A 24,405-nucleotide genomic window follows, 5' to 3' on the forward strand; every position below is an offset into this window, starting at 1 on the left:
TGCATTGTAATTTAGTAATATTGTAAAAGAAGTATCTTTCTGGCTCTCATTTGCATTTGGATAATGGGCCCCAGCAACGATATGGCATATAATCTGATTATATTCAGTTAACAACCAATTAATGTACAATCAATAGCTTCGCGAAATGAAGAGTAATGCAGAAGGTCTGAATTATACCTCATGGATCATTCGCTTAAATGCAGGCGAAAGGGAGGCTTTTGAATGGCTGTACAACACCTATAAACACCAGCTGGCCTCCAAACTGCTCAAACTTGTGAAATCACCCGATATCGCAGAAGATATTCTCCACGATGTGTTCGTCAAGATATGGGAAAGTAGAACCAAAATAGATGCTGAACGCAGCTTTGAAGGTTACCTTTATCGAATCGCAGCCAACATGGTCGCTGACTTTTACCGCAAAGTCAGCAAAGACCGGAATTACCAAGACTACCTTGTTACAATTCAGGATGGGGCTTACCAGCATATTGATGAACTGCTGGACAATAAATATAGGAGAGAATTGATTAACCGCGCCTTATCCGAACTTCCCCCAAAATGCCGTACTGTATTTCAGCTGTGCAAAATCGAAGGTCGCAGTTATGAAGAGGTTTCTGCGCTTTTAGAGATATCTCCAAATACGATTAGCAACCATTTAAACCGTGCCAATAAGAAAATCTTACTGTTTTTGCAGAACCCTGTAAACCTGCCCTATTTCCTGCTGCTCCTGCTGACCAGATAGCAAATTTTAAAAAATAAAAAAAATAAAATTTTGTGTAGTGACTTTTTAATGCCAGAACGTAATGGTATAAAAAGAGATATATTGGAAAAGGAAAATTTGAATCGGCTCTTCCGTGATTTTATCGCCAACCGCTGTTCTGCCAAAGACATCGAACGGCTAATGCATTATTTTGATTTCCCATCATCTGCCAGCCATTTACGTCAACTGATCCAAGAACAGTTAAATATGGAGGATGCAGAAATTACCGATCCGCGCATCAATGATATCGTATCCACCGTAGACGCAAAGCTGGCATCCATGTTAGCAAACCATAAACATCCTGAAAAGCAACGAGCTGATAAACTGATTTTCTGGAGATTTGCTGCAGCCGCAGCCGTATTGCTCTTGATCGGATTCAGCATATTCTGGTCCTTACAGATAACTGATCGATCCGTGGAAACCAACGAGACGCCCATCGCAAAAAGTAAAGAGGTAGTTCCTGGAAAAAATCAGGCCCGCCTCACGCTGTACAATGGCGAGAAGCTGGAGTTCGACAAATCGGTCGGGACCGATAAAAGCAAGTACAATGCCAGTCTGGATTATAGTAAAGGCCGCTTGGTCTATCGCGGCCAATCAGCTGAAGAAACGACGCGCTGGAACCTCCTTGAAGTTCCAAAAGCCGGAACATTTGAAATTGAATTGCCAGATGGTTCCATCGTATGGATAAATGCCAATTCCAAGCTTCATTTCCCAAACCGTTTCGCGGACGACGAGCGCACCGTGAAAATCGAAGGAGAGGCTTTCTTTCAGGTAAAAAAGGACAAAAACCGACCGTTTAAGGTACAGGCAGGCGAGTTGAATATTTCCGTTCTGGGGACTTCTTTTAATGTGCGCGCCTATCAGCCGGCACATATATCCACAACACTGGTAGAGGGGCTGGTACGGCTCAACTACCACGACCAGCAGTTGATCATGACGCCCGGTAAAAGAGCTTTTATTGATGCACGGCAAGTGCTACAGTTGCAGACTGTCGATCTGGAAAGCGCCACAGCATGGAAAGAAGGATATTTCTATTTTAAGGATGAATCATTATATAAAATATTACAAGATATAGCGAACTGGTACGACCTAAAGGTTAGTGTCGAAGGTAATTTGCCCAGCGGTCAATATAGTGGTAGTATGGATCGCAATGGTAAATTAACTGGTCTATTGGAGATACTCTCTTCAGTAGGCGATTTAGACTTTGAACTCAATGGCAACCAGTTAAAAGTCAAACAAAAGAAAAAATAAAATGCCTATGAACAAATATTATTAGCAAAAAAAAAAAAAAACGGAGATGGTGGTAGCATCTCCGCGATCTATTCAAAAAAGCTGTTCAAAAAATTATTAAACAACCTTATTTTCAAAATTATGGAATATTTCTGTGATCGTAAAGGAGCTACGCGACAATTTAGCTTTTTTACGGACCATTATTTAATCTTTAGAAAAATGAAATTGACAATCATCTTCACCTTGCTTCTTTCCTTGGGATTAAATGCGAAGACGACGGGTCAACAAATAAGCTTATCGGTCAGACGGACATCGCTGGAAAACGTGCTCAGGCGAATTGCCCAGCAGACAGATTATAAGTTTTTCTATTCCAGCGACCTTATCAAGAATACTGCCCCAGTAGACCTCAGCGTTGAAAAAGCGACTTTAGACGGAACGTTAGAACAAATTCTTACACCACGGGGCCTGACTTATCAAAAAATGTCCCGTACCATAACCATTACTGCCCATAGACAGCAGCAGTTATCGATTTCGGGTACGGTCCAGGATGAAAAAGGTCCCCTTGAAGGCGTTAGCATTTATACAAAAGCGGATACCAAGATCGGGACACGAACAGATGCTCGTGGCAGGTTCTCTCTATCGGTTCCTCCCAATACAACACTTGTGTTTAGTTTTTTGGGCTATGAAAGGAAGGAGGTCGAGGTCACCGGTAAGGAACTTCATGTGACCTTAAATCCCGTAAGCAACGCCATGGCTGAAGTCGTCGTTACGGCTTTGGGTATCAATAAAGAAAAACGCAAGGTAGCCTATGCGGCACAGGATGTCAAAGGAGAAAGTCTGACGGTTGCCCGTGAACCCAACGTCGCATCCAGTCTGGTAGGAAAAGTCGCCGGCCTTCAGATCAAAACAAAATCCACCTTGTTCGAAAATCCCGAGATCACCCTTCGTGGAGGAGCGGCTACTATCGTGATAGACGGTGTTCCCGCACCTGACGGCTTTGATATGTGGAGTCTGAACGCTGACGACATCGAGAATATCACCGTCCTAAAGGGAACGGCTTCCTCCGCTTTATATGGCTCCGTTGCCCAAAATGGCGCTATCATGATAACTACCAAGAAAGGCAAAGGTGGCAAAGCCGGTATTGAGCTCACTTACAATTCCAGTACCGAATTCCAGGCTGGTTTTCTACGTATTCCAAAGACCCAGCAGGATTATGGCATGGGATTTAATGGAAAGTATGCTTTCGTTGATGGAAAGGGAGGCGGTGTCAATGATGCTTATGGCTATGTGTGGGGACCAAAATTAAATCAACCTGATCCGAATACAGCGAGCGGATTTGTTGAGATACCGCAATACAATAGCCCACTGGACCCGGGTACAGGCAAATTGACGCCCTTGCCCTGGATCAGCCGCGGAAAAAACAACCTGAACAATTTCCTTGACAACGGCCTCATTACAACACACAACGTGAGCGTCGCCGGTACGACGGACAAATCGGATTACCGCATCTCCTTGTCACACCTATATCAGAAAGGACAGGTCCCTAACACCAATTTGAATTCAACCACCTTAAGTTTGGCAGGCAAACTCAGACTCAACAGTAAACTCGATGCCGAGGCGACACTCTCCTACAATAAGCAATACTCACCCAATTATCCCAATAGCGGCTACTCTCCCGACAATTATCTATATAATATCGTATTATGGATGGGCCCTGACGTTGATATCCGCGACATGCGAAATTACTGGAAGCCTGGAAGAGAAGGACTCGAACAGCTAACTTACAATTACAGCTGGTACAACAATCCATGGTTTTTGGCTTACGAAAAAGAAAGAGCCTACACCAATGATGTCATTGTTTCACAGGGAAATATCAAATATACATTTAACGATAATCTCAAGTTGCTTGTACGCGGTGGTGTAACCACCAACTTCGCGAACAGCGAAAGCCGTATCCCCTACAGTTATATCAATTATGGAACGGATGCAGCACCGTACGGTAACTATAGTGTTAAGCGGGACAACCGAATGCGTTTTGTCAGTGATGCATTGCTTACCTACGACAACAAGATCGCCACAGATTTTACCCTAACGGCAAGCGTGGGAGCGAGCACAAGACTGGATCAATATAACAAATTGGAATCCATGACCACGGGCGGCTTATCCGTGCCCGAGTGGTATAATCTTGATAATTCCCGTGATCCGGTACGTTCGACCAATGAGCGCGTTGAAAAACAGGTGTATGGACTATATGGTTATGTCGATCTTGATTACCGCAACATGGCTACACTTAGCTTGACTGGGCGGAATGACTGGACATCAGCGCTGCAGTCTCCTTACAATTCCTACTTCTATCCATCAGCATCCCTTAGTTTGATTGTATCCGAAATGTTAAGTTTACCTGAGGCAATATCCTATTTTAAACTACGCGGGGCTGTTACGGATGCAACCACGGATATAAATGCCTATAGCGCACTTTTAGCTTATGATATCGGAAGCCGTTGGAACGGTAATCCGTCCTTAACACTGCCCAATACGCTACGCCCTCCGGGGCTAAAGCCCAACAAAACCATTTCACAGGAGTATGGCGCCGAGCTACGGTTTTTTAAAAATAGGATCGGAGTTGACTTTACCTACTTTAACTACGATCGTACAAATAATGTGGTACAGGTTCCCTTATCTTTAGCTTCGGGATTCGCCCAGCTCCAGCTCAATGGGGATCGTTACCGACGCCGGGGAATCGAACTGGTGGTATCAGGATCGCCCATCCAGACAGAGCTCTTCAAGTGGAATACTACCCTGAATTATTCACGGTTACGCAATACGGTACTGGAGTATTATGGAGGCGAGCAAATCCGCGGTGGTGTAAAAGTAGGTGAACGGATGGATATATATAGAGGCTGGGCATGGCAGAAATCACCTGATGGACAGATCGTTCACGAAAATGGGATTCCGCAATATATTAATCAGGAAGTGAACCTGGGCTACACTCTACCCGATTGGGAATTCGGCTTCCAAAATAGCTTCCATTATAAGAATTTCGGGTTCTCATTTGCCTTGGATGGGCGTATCGGTGGAAAAATATACAATGGCCTGGAAGCAAAAATGTATGAAGGTGGAATGCATCCCAGTACTGCAAACCATTATCGGGACGAAGCATACCTTGGAGAAAAGACCTATATGGCTGGAGGAGTAACCCAAACGGGTGGAGAAGTCAGCTATGATGCACAGGGAAATATCACCCATGATACCCGTACTTTCGCGCCCAATACAACACCTGTAAATTATGTGGATTGGGTATTTGCACGTTATACAAATGGAATTGATGAATCCGCATTGTATGAACGAACATTTGTCAAGTTGCGAGAGTTGACCTTTACCTACCAAATGCCGGCCAACATGCTGTCTAAAACACCCTTTAAATCTGCGAGCTTGTCCATTGTAGGAAGAAACCTGATTCTGTGGTCCAAGGTACCTTATATGGATCCTGACGGTTATAGCGATCTACAACTTGCGGAACCAACAATTCGTAACGTCGGCTTCAATGTCAACCTCAAATTTTAAAAATGAGAATTACCATGAAAAAACTATATATCCTCTTCGTGCTCGGCATACTCAGTGTGATTACCAGTTGTAAAAAATTTGATTATTACCAAGATAATCCCAATAAGCCGACAAAAGCAACACCGGCGTTATTGATGACCTGGATCTGCCAAAATATCTTTAATAATAATCCGATCAATGCGGCCTATGCATCCAGACACCTCACCTATTATGAACGACCCAGCGAATCGATTAATTACAATTGGAACCGCGGGTCATTTGATGGTTATAATGGATTACGTCAGCTAATCAAACTGCAGCCACTCGTGACAGATAATAAAAACTTTCAAGGCCTTATTCACCTCTTTCGTGCTATTTACTTTGCGCGCATGACTGAAACCTTCGGTGACATCCCCTATAAGGATGCCTTACGCGCCGAAGAAGGAAGCTATGCTCCTATTTATGATACACAGGAAGATATATACGAAGGATTATTGCAGGAACTGGAACAGGCAAATGCGTTATTGGATGCCGCCAACGGTCCGATTGACGGGGATATCATCTTTGGCGGTGATGCTCTAAAATGGAAAAAATTCGCTAACGCCTATCGCCTGCGTCTGTTGATCCATCTGTCAAAAAAGGAAGGCCAAAGTAAGATCGCGGTCAAGAAACAATTTCAGACCATGATCGGCAACCCTGCCAGATATCCCTTAATGGAGAGTATCAATGACAATGCACAACTTGTCTTCAATACGTCGGATCCTTCCAACTATTACCCAACCGCTGGCCATCTAAGTGTGTCAACTCTCGTATCTCTTGAGCAATCATTTGTAGAAATGCTGCAACAGCGCCAGGACCCACGCTTATTCTCATTTGCAGACCCAATTGCCGGAAAGCCCTCGGGGATTTTCGGCAATTACAAAGGAGTAGATGCTGGCCTGTCTCCGGCTGACCAACAGGCGACAGCTGCTCAATCCTCGTTAATTGCCAGGAGATTTGTCGACCTTCGTAACCCAGTGAACGAACCGATGATTTTCATGAGTTATGCAGAACAGGAGTTTCTCCTGGCCGAAGCTATTCAACGTAGCTGGATTAGCGGCGATGTGAACAGCCATTATCAAAAAGGGATAACGGCCTCCATGGCTTTCTATAAAATTACCGGAAATGTTGTAGAAGACTACCTCGCCGGAGACCTTGTCAAATTATCGAACGGAGATGCACTGACCAAAATTCTTACGCAAAAATATATTGCTTTCTATATGAACTCTGGCTGGGAGCCTTTTATCGAGCAACGCCGCACAGGCATCCCGGCCCTACGCGTCGGTCCGGGCACGCTGAACGGAGGAAAAGTGCCTAAACGTTGGCAGTACCCCTTATCTGAGTCACAATACAATGAGGCCAATCTGGATGCTGCACTAAAACGGCAGTTTCCCGAAGGCGATAATGTCAACGCTACAATGTGGTTAATCAAATAAACTAAAACATGGATACCAGAAGAGATTTTTTAAAGAAAGCGGCGATGCTTGCCGGGGGAGCCTCGCTTTCTCATGTTATTCCGCCGGCCATTGCCAAGGCAATGGCAATCAACCCCGCCTTAGGAAGCTCCTTTTATGATGCCGAACATGTTGTACTGCTGATGCAGGAAAACAGATCTTTTGATCATGCTTTTGGTACCCTCCGGGGAGTTCGTGGATTCAACGATCCCAGAGCCATCCGGCAGCCAAACCGCAATAAAGTCTGGTTCCAGACGCAAAAAACTGGTGAAACATACGCCCCCTTCCGGCTAGATATCAAAGATTCAAAAATCACCTGGATGGGATGTCTTCCTCATAACTGGACGGATCAGACCGACGCCCGCAATGAGGGTAAAATGGATAGATGGTTAGATGTCAAACATTCTGGCTTTAAAGAGTTTGCAGACCTCCCCTTAACGATGGGCTATTATACCCGAGAAGATATACCCTTCTACTATTCACTTGCCGATTCTTTCACCATCTGCGATCAGCATTTTTGTTCCAGCATCACAGGCACCAACCCCAACAGATTGTATTTCTGGACAGCAAATATCCGCGAAAATTTAAACGGAAAGGCGCTGGTATGGAATGGTGATTCTGAATTTAGTGGAAAAGCCAACTGGAAAACCTTTCCCGAACGCCTGTCTGAGCTCGGAGTGGACTGGAAAATCTATCAGAACGAAATTTCATCCAGCAGCGCCGGTTATAGCGGTGAGGCCAATAGCTGGCTGGCCAATTTTGGATGTAATCCTATGGAATACTTTCCGCAATATGAGGTAAAATACAGCCCACGCTATCGTCAGCTGCTGCACGAAAAAAAGAAACAGCTGGAAGAAAAAATAAGTACTGCCACGACTGCAGATATGAAGCAAAAACTACAGCAGCAACTGGGACAGCTACTTGCTGAAATCGAGCAGTACAGCATGGACAACTTCGAAAAACTCGATGCACGGACAAGGGATATCCATCGGCGGGCATTTGTCAACAATAGTGCACAACCTGATTATATGCAATTGGAGACCATGCGCTATCAGGAAGGCGATCAGCAGCGGGAGCTACAGATACCCAAAGGAGATATCCTTTATCAGTTTCGAAAAGATGTTGAAGAGGGAAAGCTTCCGATGGTCTCCTGGCTGGCGCCACCCCAGCTTTTCTCAGATCATCCCGACTCCCCTTGGTTTGGCGCCTGGTACGTTAGTGAAATCATGGATATCCTGACGCAGAACCCAGAGATTTGGAAAAAAACGATCTTTATTCTCACCTACGATGAGAACGATGGCTATTTCGACCATTTCGCACCTTTCACGCCGCCAAATCCGTACCGGCCAGAAAGTGGCAAAGTCTCCGCGGGGATTGACCCGACCGTCGAATTTGTCCGCCGTAATGAACAATATTATCCGGAAAGTGGACGTGAGAGCGTGATCGGCCTGGGGTATCGGGTTCCGATGATTATTGCATCACCTTGGACAAGAGGTGGCTGGGTCAATTCTCAGGTATTCGATCACACCTCCAGCTTACAATTTCTCGAAAAATTCATTAGCCATAAAATCAAGAAAGAAGTCAGGGAGACCAACATCAGCGCCTGGCGAAGGGCAGTCTGCGGCGACCTCACCTCAGCCTTCAGACCTTACCACGGCGAGCTGATCAACAAACCATTAGTATTGGACCGCGAACATTTTATAAGAGGAATCCACCAAGCCAAATATAAAGGACTTCCAATGGGCTTCAAACCTTTATCCTCAGCGGAGGTCCAGCAAATAGAGAAAAACCCTACCAGTTCGCCTTATTTTCCAAGACAGGAACCGGGGCTTCGTGACTCCTGCTTGCTCCCTTACGAATTGTATGCGGATGGTGAATACCGCCCAGAAGGAAACTATCAGATTGCGTTCGAAGTACGAAATGATATGTTCGGTGATCGAGCCGCGGGCTCTCCCTTCACTGTATATCATGCTGCCCCTTATAACGGTGAAACCGGAACCTCCCGCTGCTATGCGGTGTCTCCCGGTGACCGCATCACCGACCAATGGAATATACAATCTTTCGAAAATGGAAAGTATCAGTTTGAAGTACATGGTCCTAATGGCTTTTATCGCGAGTTTAAGGGCGGCCCCACACATCCAAAAATTAAAATCATCTGCCGCTACGAAATAGATAAAAATACCAAAACCTTCACGGGTAAATTAATCTTCAGCTGTATGAACAGCGATGAGGTGGATCATCAGCTCCTATTTGAAGATCTGAGCTACGGTCGGGGAAACACACCTCTCTCGCTAAAAAGCGGGGAAACTGCGACTATTCGCTTCGACCTGTCCAAACAATATCACTGGTATGACGTCCGTGTAACCTGCAAACAATATTCGGATTTTGCAGAACAATACGCCGGTCGTATCGAGACCGGAAAAAACGGAAAAAGCGACCCATTGCTAAGCCGATCATAAAAAACGGAGCTGCTTATTAAGGCGGCTCCGTTTTCATAATCAACAATCAAAGTCCATTAGCCCGCTCCCCAAAAGGAAAGCCATCAGAAACGCTTATTCCTGAATACGGCGGACGACATGATAAAATCCTTTATACAATAGCACTGCACTGACGATCAAAAGTACAGCTAGCAGATATAAACTAATGGAATTAATGAATAAAAGACACATAACATCGGTAGTTTTTGGTTATAAATTCTGCAGTACAAGTTATAACATTTATTCAAAATATTACAAAAAAAACATATAAATTTTATCTACATTTGTGGAAATGAAGAAGATCGCACTCTTTATCGGCTTATTTTTCTATCTGCTCGCAGCAAGCGGTGCGACTTTGCATCTTCATTTTTGCCAGGGCGAACCTCAGGCGCTGTCACTGTCAGAAGACCAAACGGCTCATTCATGCCCCTTATGTGCAAAATCGGATAAAAACCAGCAACATTGCCATCAGGAAGGCAGCTGTAAAGATATACGCATAGCTGCTCAAAAAGTGGATGACTTCAATCGTTTATCTCAGACTCTTAACTTCAATAGTTTCTCCCCGGCGGTTATCATACGCCATTGGATGATTAACTATTTTCAGTTTGCAGCCGAAGAGGACAGCTCATTACTCCAGGTAGCTAGTTTCGGATACTTTATCCAAAAAGATAACCAGCCTGTCTTTATTCTTAACCAAAACTTTAGAATCTGATTCATTTCTTCATTATACTGATGTATTGATGGATTTTTTCATCGATAGGCATTGCTATGCAGCTTTTTTTAAGACCGTATACTATTAAAGAATCATGAATCAAATGTTAAAAAAAATATACACAACAGCACTAATCTTATTTATCACCATCACAACCCTTTGGGCACAGAGCGACAGTACAAAAACACTAACTGTGGCCGGCAACTGCGCCATGTGCAAAAAAAGAATTGAAACTGCAGCCAAACTGCCCGGCGTAGCTAGCGCAGTCTGGAATGCCAGCAACAATCAGCTGCTCTTAACCTACGATGCAGAGAAAGTGCAGCTGGAAACGATCAAAAAAAACATCGCTGCAGTCGGACATGACGTCGACAACCTAGTGGCAAGCGAAGAGGCTTATGCCAAGCTGCATGAATGCTGTATGTACCCACGACTGATCGACGGAAAATCACCTGAAAAACAACCTGCTACAACCGAATCAGAACATGACCACCCCCATATCATTACAGGTGTCGTGGTGGAAGAGAATGAAAAAGGTGAGCTCAAACCAATTGTAGGTGCTAACGTGCATTGGGCAAATTTACCGACAAGGAATACCAGAAGTAATGAAAACGGTGTGTTTAAGCTAGAGCACAAAGACGGTTTTGACAAACTGGTGGTTAGCTATGTGGGCATGCGGTCCGATACCATCACCATTAAAGACCCCCATGAGATTGTCATGATCACCGCCAGAGGCAATGTCCTGATGGAAGTCGAAGTTAAAGGGACACGCCGGTCAAACTATATCGACAGGATGACACCCGCCAGACTGGAAGTACTCACCGGCAAAGAACTATTCAAAGCAGCCTGCTGTGATCTGAGCGAAAGTTTTGAAACCAATGCTTCCGTGGACGTAATCAGTGCTGATGCCGTCACCGGCAGTAAACAGATCCAGATGCTAGGCCTCAGTGGAATCTATACCCAGCTGACTGTCGAAAACCTGCCAGGCCCCCGCGGCTTAGCCTCACCACTGGGCCTAAATTCCATCGCTGGCACCTGGATAGAATCCATTCAGATCGCCAAGGGGGTAGGCTCCGTCGCCAATGGCTATGAAAGCATGGCCGGTCAGATCAATGTCGAACTAAAAAAACCACAAAACTCAGAAAGGCTGTTCTTTAATGCCTATGCCAATAATATGGGGCGCACTGACGTAAATCTGAACCTTTCCCAAAAAATTGGGCACCATTGGTCCACATCGGTCTTATTACATGACAACTTTATGTATAATAAATCCATGAACTTTAGCCACAATGGCTTCAGGGATGTGCCCATCGGAAATTTATTTTCCGGGGTAAACCGTTGGTTATACGAAAACGGAAAGGGTCTTATGGTACAATTCGGCATTAAATACCTCAATGACGACCGTACCGGCGGACAAATAGATTTTGACAAGAAAAAGGATAAAGGCACGACCAATCGCTATGGACTCGGCTTTGACATCGAGCGTGTTGAAGGCTTTGCCAAAATTGGTTATGTATTTCCGGGGAATAAACATCGTAGCGTTGGCTTGCAACTGGCGGGATCCAACTATAATCAGAAAAGCTACTTTGGTCTGAACAGCTACGATTCTGAACAACAAAACGGTTATGCAAACCTCCTCTTTCAGGACATCCTCGGTACCGTCGCCCACAAATATCGGGTCGGTGTGTCCGTCAATTACGACAACTATGACGAATGGTATCTCAAGGACCAGAATTTTAAACGCAAAGAGGTGGTCTCGGGAGCATTTGCAGAATATACCTTTAGTCCTTCCGAAAAATTTGATGCCGTACTGGGGTTACGCCAGGACTATAATTCATTATATGGCTGGTTTACCACACCGCGGGTGAACCTGCGCTATGCACCTATATCCGGAACGACCTTACGCGCTAGTTCAGGAAGGGGACAGCGAACAGCAAATATCTTTGCAGAAAACACCGCTGTACTGGCAAGTAGCCGAAAACTGGTCATCCAGTCCCCTGATATTCATCAGAAAGCATATGGCCTGCAGCCTGAAGTATCATGGAATACCGGCCTAGCCCTGGACCAGAGCATGCGAATCTTCGGAAGAGAAGCCTCTGCTTCTGTCGAGTTTTTTCACAACAGCTTCTCCAATCAGGTTGTTGTAGATTACGAAAACCCAAGGGAGATCAATTTTTATAATCTAAGTGGCAAATCATTTTCCAACAGCTTACAAGCAGAGTTCCGTTTGATGCCCGCCCCACATTTTGAAACGCGTCTCGCTTATCGCCTCCTGGATGTGCAGACCGATTTCGAGAGCGGCAGAAAAACCAAACCACTGTTGGCCAAACATCGTGGCTTTGTCAACCTTGCGTACAATCACCACTCGGGCTGGAGCCTGGATTACACCTTGAATGTCGTTGGACCAAAACGTATACCTTCAACGCTAGACAACCCAGTAGAATACCAGATGCCAGCAACATCCAGAACCTATGCGACAATGAATGCGCAGATCAGTAAAACATTCGGCAAAGACAAGAACTTTACGGTCTATATTGGCGGTGAAAATCTATCCAACTATTTTCAGAAAACCCCAATCCTTGCTGCGGATCAGCCCTTTGGAAACTATTTTGACACCTCGATGCTGTGGGGCCCGCTAACAGGACGCATGTTTTATACAGGAATCCGTTATTTCATCAAATAGCGGGTGAATTGAGGCCTCATGCTTTCCAATAATCGACAGCTGGCAAAATTAGTACATGTCCTCTCCGTTAAAGATACCATAGAGCGTGCATCGATTCCTATATGAAAAAGGGAATCGATAACACAAATTGTTTTCAAAAAAAGCGGCTATACAGCCGCTTTTTCTATGTTAAACCTTTTAATTCCTGGTAGAGCTTAGCTGTTGGCAAGCCCACCACATTGTTGTATTCCCCCTCTATTTTCGCGATTCCGATCAAGCCGATCCATTCCTGGATACCATAGGATCCCGCTTTGTCCAACGGTGAAAAATTTGATACATAGTAGCTTATTTCTTCCGAATCCAGCGGATAGAAGTGAACTGTTGTCGTCTCCACAAAAGAATGGACACTACCTTTCCATTGGATCGCCACTGCCGTCATGACCAGATGCTTATCGGCGGACAGACTCCACAGCGTCCGTTCGGCCTCGTCCCTGCTTTTGGGCTTACCCAGAATCTCCCCCGCAGCCGAAACAACAACCGTGTCTGCGCAGATCACCAGGCTGTCCGACCGGTCCGCAAAAGCCTTCAATTTTTGCAAGGCAATGTGACGGACAGCTTCTTGAGGCGTAAGCGCAGGATCCACATATTCATCTGTTTCTCTCACTTCGACCTCAAACGGAAAGCCCAAACCTGCTAATAACTGTTTTCGCCTTGGCGATTGGGAGCCTAGAATAACCGGCACATTTTTTAAATTCGCTAACATACCTATATACTCTTTATCATTTCATCCTCATACCAGTTGCCCTGTAGCTTCAAAACTTTCTCGATCAACTCGCGCACAACGCCTTTCCCGCCTTTCAATGCCGATACATAATGCGAAATTTTCTTAATGTCCTCGACAGCGTCGGCCGGAGAGACAGCAAGCCCCACAGAACGCATGCAACTGAAGTCCGGAATATCATCTCCGATATACATCAGCTGACTCAATTCTAACTGATATACATCTGCAAGCTCCCTCAACCTCGTCAGCTTGTCAGCTACCTTTAAATGAACTTCACGGACGCCAAGGCCCTTTAAACGATGTTCAACACCACGGGAAGCTCCGCCGGTAATAATAAAAATAGGGTAACCTTGCTTAATGGCCAGCTGCATCGCGTAACCATCTTTGATATTAAAGGTACGCAACTGCTCCCCGCTTTCGTTTACCTGCACTGTTCCATCCGTCAAAACACCGTCCACATCCAGTACAAACCCTTTTATCTGTTTAAATTCTGTCAATACCATCAAAATATATTTTTGTAAAAGTAAGGGATTTCGACCAATAATCCGACTGTCGGCTCTTACAGAGACGAAACGTTGACGGTCATATTTTTATTTAAATACGCCAAATATCATTTATATGTCACAACATAGTTGTATTAGCAACTTATTGTTAAAAACATTTGGAAGGAAAGGACTATTTACTGTATCTTTGTAGAAGATAATTAAAGGTTATCTCGCTATGAAAACACTAACAGAACGCTTTTAAGCACATTTATTTTAAAAGCATATATAAGATTAATAAAACAATCATTCTGGTTTTCAGGCAAAAAAATACAGCAACTAAAGTTAATTTTAGGAGCTCTTTAGGAAGTCTTTTCATAATTTAGGTTTATAATTGGTTAGTAACAAACCCTGGTGCCCATCATCAGGGTTTTGTTTTTTAAGTATTTCACGTTTGCACCTGACTATCTTGTATTTTTCTGTATTTTAGGAATAGTAAGTTTTTTCGTTATTTTACATACATCTTTTTCCCGGTGTGATAACGGCAACTACCCGCAGAAAAATGAACATTAAACGCATTCTTGCATGGATCAAAAAAACTATAAAAAGCAGATTACCATCGGAGTAGTGATTTCTTTTTCACTAATTTTTATTTCCGCGTTGTGCTTTTTTATCTCTCTGCATCATATATTGGATAATGAACGTACGATTGTCCGGATTGCCGAAGAGCGGTTTGCTCTTATTAACCGGATCAGAACAAACGTGGATAATGTCAATGACGCCAAACTTAACTATTGTATAAAAAAGAACACCGCGCTCTTTACTCCCTATCAGCAAGACCTTAGGCGTAATGATGAGCTGTTGAACGCATTTGACACCGACGATGGGTTTTATACATTCCCGGCGCAGCAGATAGCCTTACTCCGCAAGGAAATAAGGGCATTCTATGATTTTGAGCAAGATATGTACGAGATCGCGCACAATGAAGATCTTTCTAAGCGGATTAGTGTCCAAAAAACAGCCATTTTTAATCAGATTGATATACTCTCCAAAGATCTTCTCGCCCAAAGGGCTAATTTACTGGAGAAATCCGCCAACAGTCTTCAGCTTGCCCAGAACATTACTTACTTGTTTATTGCGATCGGATTAAGCGGATTTTTCTTTATTTTGGCCAAGATCTCTTCCATTTCCAAAGTACTAAGGGCGACCGTTAAAAGTCAGAAGGAATCCAATGATCAACTGCGCACACTGCAGGATCAGACCAATAGCGACAACTGGATCCTGAATGCCATCAACCATATCGACGAGCAGCTACGTGGCGATTATACAGACAAAAAAATTGCGACAATCAGCTTGGAAGCTATTATCCGTACGACCAAGGCGCTAGGTGGTACCGTCTATGTATTTGATGACAATTATCAGGAATACCAGCTATCGCACAAAGTCGGTATTTCATCTTCGCAGCAGCTCAAACAGACCTTCAAGGAAAACGATGGCATCTTAGGTGATGTGGCCTGCAAAAACCTGGTCGTAAAAATCAAAGACATCGACCATAGCCATCTGCTTCTGGAAACTTCTTTGTCCAGCAGAATCGAGGCCGAAATCTATATCATCCCTTTTACTTATGAAGGTCATTGTGTCGCAGTGATGGAAATCTGCTGTCCGATCGTTGGCGAAAAAGAGGAACAGCTTCGGCTCAAATTCCTGGATAAGGTGAAAGACAATGTTGCGGTCACTCTAAAAGTAGCTCAGACTCATGGCAAGCTTGCCGAACTTTACGAAGAACTTCAGCAGCAGACAGAAGAGCTTGAAGCGCAGCAAGAAGAGTTAAGGACAACCAATGAGGAGCTGATCCATAAAACCCATCTGCTGGAAGCCTCGGAGGAGGAATTGCGGGTACAACAGGAAGAGCTTATCCAGACAAACAATGAGCTGGATGAGAAGGCCAAACTGCTATTTTCTCAAAATGAAGATCTGGGAAAGGCACGGCTGGCTGTCGCCCAAAAGATCGAAGAAGTAGAACTATCCAGCAAATACAAATCGGAATTTATGGCCAATATGAGCCATGAACTGCGGACTCCCCTCAATAGTATCCTTATTCTGGCCAAACTGCTGCAGGACAATAAAAAGCAAAATTTACATGAGGATCAGATTAAATACGCATCTGTCATCCATAGCGCCGGTTCTGACTTGCTTCACCTCATTAATGAACTGCTGGATTTAGCCAAAATAGAATCCGGAAAAGTTGAAATACAGAACGAACCCATCAACACCGGTGATCTGATCAGCTATATCCGGGACTTTTTTCACGACACTGCCGAATCGAAACATATCCGGTTCGAATTACAGCTCGAGGAAAGTACACCGCAAGAATTCGTCAGTGACGAACAACGTATACAGCAAGTGCTCAAGAATCTCCTGTCAAATGCGTTCAAATTTACGGGCGAGAACGGTACCGTATCGCTCAAGATAGCAGCTGACAAAGAACATCTTTATTTTACGGTTAGCGACACCGGAATTGGTATAGCTCCGGACAAACAGGAACTGATCTTTGATGCCTTTAAACAAGAAGATGGCTCTACAAGCCGCAAATATGGTGGCACAGGGCTCGGCCTGTCGATATGCCGCGAAATAGCAAATCTTCTGAAGGGCAAAATTACACTCCACAGCAAAGTGGGCGAAGGAAGTACCTTTGTCTTTGCCCTTCCATTACTTTTGGATACCCAAAACGCTGTATCCACCACAGTGGACAAGCAATCGCCCATTACTCCTGTAATATCCCCAAAAATTGGGGAAGACAACGCCACTTACGCTGATGCTGCAAACAAAAACAACAGATTGCTGATCATTGAAGATGATTTCATCTTTGCGGACATCTTAAAAGATTATGCCATTCAGAACGGCTATGATGTCTACCTCAGCTACGATGGACAAGATGGGCTCAACAAAGCCCAGAACCTTCTGCCTGCAGCAATCATTCTGGATATCATGCTGCCTAAAATGGATGGCTGGGAAGTGTTGCGCAATCTGAAGAAGACTACGGCAACCAAGGATATTCCCGTTCACATGATGTCAGCGGGGACCTTCCTCCATGATGAACCTATATCCGCCGGTGCCATCAGTTTTATGTCTAAACCAGTATCGGAAGAGTCCCTGGCCGAGACCTTCCAGAAGATCAAAGCCTCCACTAGTCATCCCCTGAAAAAAATCCTCTTGGTGGAAGACCAGGAAATTCAAAGTGATTTTATAAAACAATCCCTTGAGGAGCAGCATATACAGATATTTCAGGCTTATGACGCCCAGCAGGCGCTGGATCTTCTGTCTCAGGAAAAGATATTTGACTGCATCATTATGGATCTTAATTTGCCTGACAGGCCAGGGATCGAACTGCTCAACGAAATCAAGTCCAATAGCCAGTACAAGGAGCTGCCGATCATTATTAATACAGCGATGGAGCTAAGTCCCGAACAGACTTCAGAAATTGTGCAGCATAGCCAGGCTATGGTGTTAAAATCAGCTAAGTCCAACAACCGCTTAATAGACGAAGTGAATTTATTTTTAAATAACATCCGGAGCAACAAAAAAGCATACAGTCCATCTACCCCCGGCTCATCGGTGCTGGCCGAAAATAATCTGGCGAACAAGACAGTGTTGCTGGCAGATGACGATATGCGTAATATCTTTGCGTTGAGCACCGTATTTGAAGGATATGAAATCAATGTTGAGATCGCAAATAATGGACAGGAAGCACTCGATATCCTGGAGCGAAACGAACACATAGACCTCGTCTTAATGGATATTATGATGCCGGTTATGGACGGTTATGAAGCAATTGAAAACATACGGGCCAACAAGCGCTTCGCAAACCTGCCGATCATAGCGGTAACCGCCAAAGCTATGAAAGGCGACCGGGAAAAGACCATAGCTGTCGGCGCTAACGACTACATCAGCAAACCCGTCGATGTAGATAAACTGATTTCTTTAATGCGTGTATGGTTGAGTTAAGCAGTAAAATGGCAATAATGTTAACATTCGAAGAGCTGGAGGAAATAATTGATGTGCTCAAAAACCTTCATGGTTTTGATGTGTCAGGCTATACACGGTCCTCGCTCAAAAGACGAGTAGCCAGAATAATGGAACTCAATAAGCTGAATCTGCTGGAATTAAAATCCAACTTGATCAATAAACCGGGATATAGCACCTACTTCTTACAGGAAATTACCGTCAATGTCACGGAGATGTTCAGGGATCCCGAGTTCTATAAAGCCTTAAAAGCAGAGGTGTTTCCCTACCTGGCTACATACCCGCATATTAAGCTCTGGAGTGCCGGATGCTCAACAGGCGAAGAAGTCTATTCCCTGGCCATTCTATTGAAGGAAGCGGGCTTGTACGAACGCGCATTTATTTACGGAACGGATATCAATTCGAAAGTGCTGGATAAAGCCAAAAGGGGTATCTACTCCCTGGCAAAAGTAAAAGAGTACTCAGAAAATTTTATTAAAACAGAACCAAAAAGCTCCCTCTCGGATTATTATACCGCCATGTACAATGCAGCGACTATTCATAACAGTCTAAAAAAAAATATACTTTTTTCACAGCATAGCCTCGTATCAGACGGTGTATTCAATGAGTTTCAGGTCGTCAGCTGCCGGAACGTACTGATTTATTTCGATACTGAACTTCAATCAAAAGTCCTGGATCTGTTTTACCATTCTCTCTGTCATCTCGGTTTTCTATGCCTTGGATCGAAAGAGTCATTAATCAACTACAAAAATGCGGCTAAATTTAAAGTTGTGAATAAAAAATACAACATTTACCAAAAAATCGGTTAGCCATGGAACGGAAAATTCTCTTATTGGCAGGATCTGCAGGCGGTTTTAGCGTTATCTTAAATATTCTAAAAGCTTTGGAACGACCTATACAGGTCCCTGTAGTCGTCATCGTACACCGCAATCCTAAATATGCTTCAAGCATTGAGGAGACGTTGTCGAAAGCCTTGGTACAACGCATAAAAACAGCGGATGACAAGGAGAGCATTGAAGATGGAACGATCTATTTTGCACCTGCTGGATACCACCTGCTCATTGAGCCTGATTATAGCTTTTCGTTGGACATCTCCGAACCGGTCCAATATTCCAGACCATCGATTGATGTGACATTTGAATCCGCTGCCGAAATATATAAAGAGAACTGCACCGCAATTTTGTTCTCAGGGGCCAATCAGGACGGCGCGGCAGGGCTATTAGTGATCAAACAATATGGCGGCACAACCTATGTGCAGGATCCGGATACAGCAGAAGTCCCCATGATGCCCGAGGCAGCTATACAGCTCCATGCGCACGATAAAATCCTGAGTATAGAAGCCATAAAAAACTACATTGAGCAATTCACCTAACTTGTATTTAGATTTTGATATAATGAAGAAGATTAAGATATTGATCGTCGATGATAAAATCGAAAATATCATCAGTCTCACAGCTTTGCTGGAAGATATCGAATATGTAAATATAATTAGCAGCACCGATCCCAACGAAGCCTTGAAAATATGCTGGAAAGAACAGATCGATCTGGCACTGGTTGATGTACAGATGCCCGAAATCAATGGTTTCGAATTCGTGTCCTTTCTTAAGAAAAACCCCAAGACGAACCACATTATCCCTATCATGGTCACCGCCATCTCTAAGGAGGACAAATACCTGATCCAGGGGCTCAACAGTGGTGCTGTAGACTATCTCTATAAACCGCTGAATCCCGAAGCGACCGTCGCAAAAGTCAAATCTTTTGTGCGGCAACTGCTCATACAACAGGAAATTAAAGCGAAAAATATAGAACTGGAAGAATCCAAACAAGCTATCCTGAAGGCAAAAGAAGAGGCTGAACTGGCCAGAAAATCAAAAGAGACCTTCCTGGCCAACATGAGCCATGAGATCCGCACGCCGATCAACGGTATCATGGGGATCACACAAATGTTGAAAAATTCACAGCTCACAGCCGAACAGGAAAACTGGATCAATAAGCTTGATTCAGCATCTCAGAACTTATTGAATATTATCAATGACATTCTGGACCTCTCCAAGGTCGATTCTGGCATGATGAAGCTCAATATGGAATCTACATCGGTGCACGATATTACCGATGACCTCAACAACCTGTTTATAGATAAGGCAATTTTTAAAGGTTTACATTTTTCCATTGACATAGATGAACGGATCAACAGCTATTTTTTGACAGATCCTCTTCGGCTGAAGCAAATTCTATCCAATTTTATATCCAACAGCTTTAAATTTACCTCTACAGGTTCCGTAGCGCTAAAAATCAGCCTGCTCGATGAAACCAAACAGCAGATCAGCCTGCAGTTTCAGGTCATTGATACTGGTATAGGGATCGCAGAAGAGGCTTTGGAAAAAATATTTATTGCCTTTGAACAAGGTGAAGATAGCATCACCAAAAAATTTGGTGGCACAGGACTCGGGCTGGCTATTGTCAAGCGCATCGCAGCCCTGTTGAACGGCAAAGTATTTGCATCCAGCACATACGGCAGTGGAAGCACATTTTCCTTTGAATGTACTTTTGATAAAATAGAAGATAAACCCCTAGAAAAAGAAACCCAAGTGCTTTATACGGAATTACCTAAATTTAATTCACCTGTCATTCTGATCGCGGAAGACAACGAATTGAATAGTTTTATGTTAGCCAACATCCTGAAGAGCTGGAACTGCGAAATCGTACTGGCAACGAATGGGCAGATTGCGCTCGAGGAAATCAACCAACGTGCCATAGACCTGGTCTTTATGGATGCCCATATGCCTCTGATGAGTGGCTTTGAGGCCATCAAAGAAATCCGTAAACACAGCAGTCCTTCGATCGCAAACATGCCTATTATCTCTATTTCTGCTTCGGTATTACAGGCCGAACAACAAGAAGCCTTAGATGCTGGTGCTAACGAAGTTGTAGGAAAACCTTTCGATCCCATCAAATTACACAAAACAATTGATACTTTATTGTCAAAATTGAAATGATAATTTCTAAATATCAATGAAATCACTATTTTTAAAGAATTATAAAACACAATGATGAATCCGTCATGAACCTCCGTCCGGGTAAAAGCTCGAATGACGGAGTTCGCGGCAGCTTCATTGCCATTAAAAACAAATTATTCTAATGAAAAAATTTTTTGTGATACCAGCGGTTGCAGTTGCTTTGTCGATTGCATCATGTGGCGGAAACGCAGAGAAATCTGACAAGTCAACAAGTACAGAAACAACAACTTCAACAGAAAACCAAGCAGCAGAGACTGTTCCCGGAATTGAAAATGTTGCTATTTCGAACAGCTTGTCTTTAGAAGGTAATGACCAAATGAAGTTCGATAAGGATCTATTCCGTGTGAAAGCTGGCGAACCAGTGGAGTTAACCTTCAAAAATGCGGGAACCATGCCAAAAGAATCCATGGGACATAATGTAGTTATTCTGAAGCCCGGTGTTGACCTACCCACTTTCGGAGCAGAGGCAGCTGCGGCAGCAGCGGACGAATATATCCCTAAATCAGCTTTATCTTCGATAGTTTCCCATACCAAATTGTTAGGTCCCGGCGAAACGGATAAAATCACATTCACCCTCGAAAAAGGGGTCTATCCTTTTATCTGTAGTTTCCCTGGTCACTACGGTGTGATGCAAGGAAAAATCGTCGCAGAATAAAATATAGAAAAGGATATTCAGGGTTTGAATATCCTTTTTTTATGCTTCAGCACTTCCCTCTGGGTACAAATCGTAAGTTTTGATTTCCTATCCCATTAATAATCATTAAATTTGTACTACAAAAAATTAAAACGTAATCAATGCAATACGACGTAATTGTAATCGGAAGTGGTCCAGGCGGATATGTAGGAGCTATCCGTTGTGCCCAATTAGGATTAAAAACAGCTGTTATTGAAAAATATAGCACATTTGGTGGTACTTGTCTCAACGTTGGATGTATTCCTTCAAAAGCGCTTTTAGACTCCTCAGAGCATTACCACAATGCTGCCCACAATTTTGATGCCTTCGGCATCAGCTTAAAAGACCTAAAAGTAGACATGGCAAAAATGATCGCCCGCAAAGACGATGTTATTGCCCAGAACACGGCTGGTATCACTTTCTTATTTAAGAAAAACAAAATTGACAGTTTCCAGGGTGTAGGTTCATTTGTAGACAAAAACACCATTAAGATAACAAAAGCTGACGGTACAACCGAGCAGATCACCGGTAAAAATGTAATTATCGCAACCGGCTCGAAACCAACGTCATTGCCGTTTCTGCCTGTGGACAAAAAGAGAATCATTACCTCCACAGAAGCACTTAATTTAAAAGAAGTACCCAAACACCTTATCGTCATCGGTGGCGGTGTGATCGGACTGGAACTAGGTTCCGTATATGCACGTCTGGGCTCAAAAGTTTCTGTCGTAGAATTTGCAAAATCCATCATTGGTACTATGGATGGAGGCTTAGGCAAAGAATTACAACGTGTCCTCAAAAAGTCATTAGGCATGGAATTCTATCTAGGACATAAGGTCACCGGTGCTTCGGCCAAAGGTAAAACTGTAAAAGTGACTGCGGAAGATCCAAAAGGACAAGAAATCACGCTCGAGGGAGACTACTGTATCGTAGCTGTAGGACGTACAGCTTACTCGGAAGGCCTGGGCTTGGAAAATATCGGTATCACGTTAGAAGAGAGAGGCAAGAAAATTCCGGTCAACGAGCACTTGGAAACACCTGTGCAAGGCGTCTTTGCAATTGGTGATGTGATCACAGGTGCAATGCTCGCGCACAAAGCAGAAGACGAAGGCGTATATGTTGCAGAATATATCGCCGGCCAGAAACCACATATAGACTACAACTTAATTCCGGGTGTGGTATATACATGGCCTGAAGTTGCTTCTGTAGGCAAGACTGAAGAACAACTGAAAGAAGCAGGCGTAAAATATAAAGCCGGTTCTTTCTCTTTCAAAGCGTCCGGCCGTGCAAAAGCTTCCGGCGATACGGATGGTTTTGTAAAGGTACTGGCCGATGCGGCTACAGACGAAGTCCTGGGCGTACATATGATCGGTCCGCGAGCTGCTGATATGATCGGCGAAGCCACCGTAGCCATGGAATACCGGGCTTCAGCGGAAGATATCGCACGTATTTGTCACGCACACCCAACCTATACCGAAGCGCTGAAAGAAGCCGCATTAGCAGCTACAGCGAACAGAGCAATACATGCATAATTGTTAAATCAAACATCAAAAGGGGAAAAGGAAACTTTTCCCCTTTGTTATAAATACCTATATACCGAAATGAATTTTTATACGCGAAAATGGGTTAAACCTGAAGACCTTAACCCCAATGGCACCTTGTTCGGAGGAACACTATTACGTTGGATAGACGAAGAGGCAGTCATCTATGCGATTGTGCAGCTGGGCAATCCAAAAGTAGTCACCAAGTTTATCTCCGAAATCAACTTTGTGAGTTCGGCAAAACAAGGGGATATTCTGGAATTAGGCATCGAAGCCACCAACTTCGGCACCACGTCATTGACCATGCGCTGTGAGGTGAGAAATAAAATCTCCAGAAAAACAATTCTCTCTATTGAAAAGTTGGTGTTCGTCAATCTGGACGAAGACGGGAACCCGACACCTCATGGGAAGGACAGTATTACCTACGCTTATATGGGCATCGAGAAAACAGGAAGAGATGAATAAGCCATCTCTCCTGTCTTTAAGATACTCATAATCTCTTTATAAACCATTAAGACTTCTGTCTCTTTCCCTCAATCTCCTTCTTAAGATCCAATTCAACCCAAAAGCCGAGGACAGGAACCAACGATGCCAAAAAATACTTGACGGCTTTCAGCACCGGCCATTTGTACTCGATAGTGGACATGATAAGCATCACGACGAATATCACGACAAAAAAACCATGAATGGATCCTGCAATCTTAACCGCTTCGGGAATCCCAGCGAAATACTTCAAGGGCATGGCTATAAAAAACAAGCAAATCGTGGAAATAGCCTCCCACAGCGCAATTTGTCTAAATATTCTTAACATAATGATAAACTGTGAATTGTGAATGTCAAAAATAAGACTCTCAGACGGATGTCTTATTTATTTTTTCCCCTTTTACCAACGCGTGACATTGTCTTCCCTACAACGACAGCGTTTTATTAAAAACCGCCAATTTTACAATAAATAGTTCATTTTCATCAGAAAAATTATGTACTTTTGAATGAATATAAGGTTCACATACTTGGTATTTG

General features: G+C 43.8%; 17 protein-coding genes. 14 read left to right on the forward strand and 3 right to left on the reverse strand.

Annotated features, from left to right (window positions below; all coding sequences use genetic code 11):
* Positions 1–145: 145 nt before the first annotated feature.
* The 7 genes from FGL37_RS03595 to FGL37_RS03625 all read left to right on the forward strand — a co-directional run bounded on the left by FGL37_RS03595 (position 146) and on the right by FGL37_RS03625 (position 12,892).
* On the forward strand, positions 146–739 hold the full coding sequence (locus FGL37_RS03595) for an RNA polymerase sigma factor (RefSeq protein WP_051607389.1): 594 nt from the start codon (positions 146–148) through the stop codon (positions 737–739).
* An 81-nt stretch (positions 740–820) separates the two neighbouring features.
* Positions 821–2,008, forward strand: a complete 1,188-nt coding sequence (locus FGL37_RS03600; protein WP_160169563.1) for a FecR family protein — start codon at positions 821–823, stop codon at positions 2,006–2,008.
* Positions 2,009–2,206: 198 nt separating this feature from the next.
* On the forward strand, positions 2,207–5,551 hold the full coding sequence (locus FGL37_RS03605; protein WP_160169562.1) for a SusC/RagA family TonB-linked outer membrane protein: 3,345 nt from the start codon (positions 2,207–2,209) through the stop codon (positions 5,549–5,551).
* A gap of 14 nt (positions 5,552–5,565) precedes the next feature.
* Complete coding sequence (locus FGL37_RS03610) at positions 5,566–7,005, forward strand: SusD/RagB family nutrient-binding outer membrane lipoprotein (RefSeq protein ID WP_160169561.1); 1,440 nt, start codon at positions 5,566–5,568, stop codon at positions 7,003–7,005.
* 8 nt (positions 7,006–7,013) lie between these two features.
* A complete protein-coding gene (locus tag FGL37_RS03615; protein ID WP_028072574.1) occupies positions 7,014–9,482 on the forward strand; it encodes a phosphocholine-specific phospholipase C in 2,469 nt (822 codons plus the stop codon).
* A gap of 310 nt (positions 9,483–9,792) precedes the next feature.
* On the forward strand, positions 9,793–10,212 hold the full coding sequence (locus FGL37_RS03620) for an HYC_CC_PP family protein (RefSeq protein ID WP_028072573.1): 420 nt from the start codon (positions 9,793–9,795) through the stop codon (positions 10,210–10,212).
* 103 nt (positions 10,213–10,315) lie between these two features.
* The gene (locus FGL37_RS03625; RefSeq protein ID WP_028072572.1) at positions 10,316–12,892 is read left to right on the forward strand and encodes a TonB-dependent receptor domain-containing protein; all 2,577 of its coding nucleotides are present in this window, start codon (positions 10,316–10,318) and stop codon (positions 12,890–12,892) included.
* A 163-nt stretch (positions 12,893–13,055) separates the two neighbouring features.
* On the opposite strand, the gene FGL37_RS03630 is transcribed toward FGL37_RS03625, so the two are convergent.
* Together FGL37_RS03630 and FGL37_RS03635 are read right to left on the reverse strand one after the other, a co-directional pair.
* The gene (locus FGL37_RS03630; RefSeq protein ID WP_028072571.1) at positions 13,056–13,634 is read right to left on the reverse strand and encodes a Maf family protein; all 579 of its coding nucleotides are present in this window, start codon (positions 13,632–13,634) and stop codon (positions 13,056–13,058) included.
* A gap of 2 nt (positions 13,635–13,636) precedes the next feature.
* Positions 13,637–14,155 carry a KdsC family phosphatase gene (locus FGL37_RS03635; protein ID WP_037534706.1) on the reverse strand — a complete coding sequence of 173 codons (519 nt, stop codon included), beginning with the start codon at positions 14,153–14,155 and terminating at the stop codon, positions 13,637–13,639.
* A gap of 564 nt (positions 14,156–14,719) precedes the next feature.
* Between FGL37_RS03635 and FGL37_RS03640 the strand changes: the two genes are divergently transcribed.
* The 7 genes from FGL37_RS03640 (at position 14,720) to FGL37_RS03670 (ending at position 23,850) form a co-directional block, all read left to right on the forward strand.
* Entirely contained in the window at positions 14,720–18,139 is a 3,420-nt protein-coding gene (locus tag FGL37_RS03640) for a hybrid sensor histidine kinase/response regulator (protein ID WP_028072569.1), read from the forward strand.
* A 17-nt stretch (positions 18,140–18,156) separates the two neighbouring features.
* A complete protein-coding gene (locus tag FGL37_RS03645) occupies positions 18,157–18,966 on the forward strand; it encodes a CheR family methyltransferase (RefSeq protein WP_028072568.1) in 810 nt (269 codons plus the stop codon).
* Between the two features lie 2 nt (positions 18,967–18,968).
* Entirely contained in the window at positions 18,969–19,529 is a 561-nt protein-coding gene (locus FGL37_RS03650; RefSeq protein ID WP_028072567.1) for a chemotaxis protein CheB, read from the forward strand.
* Between the two features lie 22 nt (positions 19,530–19,551).
* Positions 19,552–21,153: a hybrid sensor histidine kinase/response regulator gene (locus FGL37_RS03655; RefSeq protein WP_028072566.1), complete on the forward strand. Its 1,602-nt coding sequence runs from the start codon at positions 19,552–19,554 to the stop codon at positions 21,151–21,153.
* Between the two features lie 142 nt (positions 21,154–21,295).
* Complete coding sequence (locus tag FGL37_RS03660; RefSeq protein WP_028072565.1) at positions 21,296–21,829, forward strand: plastocyanin/azurin family copper-binding protein; 534 nt, start codon at positions 21,296–21,298, stop codon at positions 21,827–21,829.
* A 140-nt stretch (positions 21,830–21,969) separates the two neighbouring features.
* Positions 21,970–23,376 carry a dihydrolipoyl dehydrogenase gene (gene lpdA, locus FGL37_RS03665; RefSeq protein ID WP_028072564.1) on the forward strand — a complete coding sequence of 469 codons (1,407 nt, stop codon included), beginning with the start codon at positions 21,970–21,972 and terminating at the stop codon, positions 23,374–23,376.
* A 69-nt stretch (positions 23,377–23,445) separates the two neighbouring features.
* A complete protein-coding gene (locus FGL37_RS03670; RefSeq protein WP_028072563.1) occupies positions 23,446–23,850 on the forward strand; it encodes an acyl-CoA thioesterase in 405 nt (134 codons plus the stop codon).
* A gap of 46 nt (positions 23,851–23,896) precedes the next feature.
* Here the strand turns inward: FGL37_RS03670 and FGL37_RS03675 are convergent, their stop codons facing one another.
* Positions 23,897–24,196 carry a DUF3817 domain-containing protein gene (locus FGL37_RS03675; protein ID WP_028072562.1) on the reverse strand — a complete coding sequence of 100 codons (300 nt, stop codon included), beginning with the start codon at positions 24,194–24,196 and terminating at the stop codon, positions 23,897–23,899.
* Positions 24,197–24,405 lie beyond the last annotated feature (209 nt).

Origin of the sequence: Sphingobacterium thalpophilum (genome assembly GCF_901482695.1) — a bacterium.
GTDB classification, from domain to species: Bacteria; Bacteroidota; Bacteroidia; order Sphingobacteriales; family Sphingobacteriaceae; genus Sphingobacterium; species Sphingobacterium thalpophilum.

Excerpts from the sequence above, each read along its gene's own strand:
- FGL37_RS03595 (WP_051607389.1), top strand. The coding sequence starts at position 146 with ATGAAGAGTAATGCAGAAGGTCTGAATTATACCTCATGGATCATTCGC.
- FGL37_RS03605 (WP_160169562.1), top strand. The coding sequence starts at position 2,207 with ATGAAATTGACAATCATCTTCACCTTGCTTCTTTCCTTGGGATTAAAT.
- FGL37_RS03610 (WP_160169561.1), top strand. The coding sequence starts at position 5,566 with ATGAAAAAACTATATATCCTCTTCGTGCTCGGCATACTCAGTGTGATT.
- FGL37_RS03615 (WP_028072574.1), top strand. The coding sequence starts at position 7,014 with ATGGATACCAGAAGAGATTTTTTAAAGAAAGCGGCGATGCTTGCCGGG.
- FGL37_RS03620 (WP_028072573.1), top strand. The coding sequence starts at position 9,793 with ATGAAGAAGATCGCACTCTTTATCGGCTTATTTTTCTATCTGCTCGCA.
- FGL37_RS03625 (WP_028072572.1), top strand. The coding sequence starts at position 10,316 with ATGTTAAAAAAAATATACACAACAGCACTAATCTTATTTATCACCATC.
- FGL37_RS03630 (WP_028072571.1), bottom strand. The coding sequence starts at position 13,634 with ATGTTAGCGAATTTAAAAAATGTGCCGGTTATTCTAGGCTCCCAATCG.
- FGL37_RS03635 (WP_037534706.1), bottom strand. The coding sequence starts at position 14,155 with ATGGTATTGACAGAATTTAAACAGATAAAAGGGTTTGTACTGGATGTG.
- FGL37_RS03640 (WP_028072569.1), top strand. The coding sequence starts at position 14,720 with ATGGATCAAAAAAACTATAAAAAGCAGATTACCATCGGAGTAGTGATT.
- FGL37_RS03645 (WP_028072568.1), top strand. The coding sequence starts at position 18,157 with ATGTTAACATTCGAAGAGCTGGAGGAAATAATTGATGTGCTCAAAAAC.
- FGL37_RS03650 (WP_028072567.1), top strand. The coding sequence starts at position 18,969 with ATGGAACGGAAAATTCTCTTATTGGCAGGATCTGCAGGCGGTTTTAGC.
- FGL37_RS03655 (WP_028072566.1), top strand. The coding sequence starts at position 19,552 with ATGAAGAAGATTAAGATATTGATCGTCGATGATAAAATCGAAAATATC.
- FGL37_RS03660 (WP_028072565.1), top strand. The coding sequence starts at position 21,296 with ATGAAAAAATTTTTTGTGATACCAGCGGTTGCAGTTGCTTTGTCGATT.
- lpdA (WP_028072564.1), top strand. The coding sequence starts at position 21,970 with ATGCAATACGACGTAATTGTAATCGGAAGTGGTCCAGGCGGATATGTA.
- FGL37_RS03670 (WP_028072563.1), top strand. The coding sequence starts at position 23,446 with ATGAATTTTTATACGCGAAAATGGGTTAAACCTGAAGACCTTAACCCC.
- FGL37_RS03675 (WP_028072562.1), bottom strand. The coding sequence starts at position 24,196 with ATGTTAAGAATATTTAGACAAATTGCGCTGTGGGAGGCTATTTCCACG.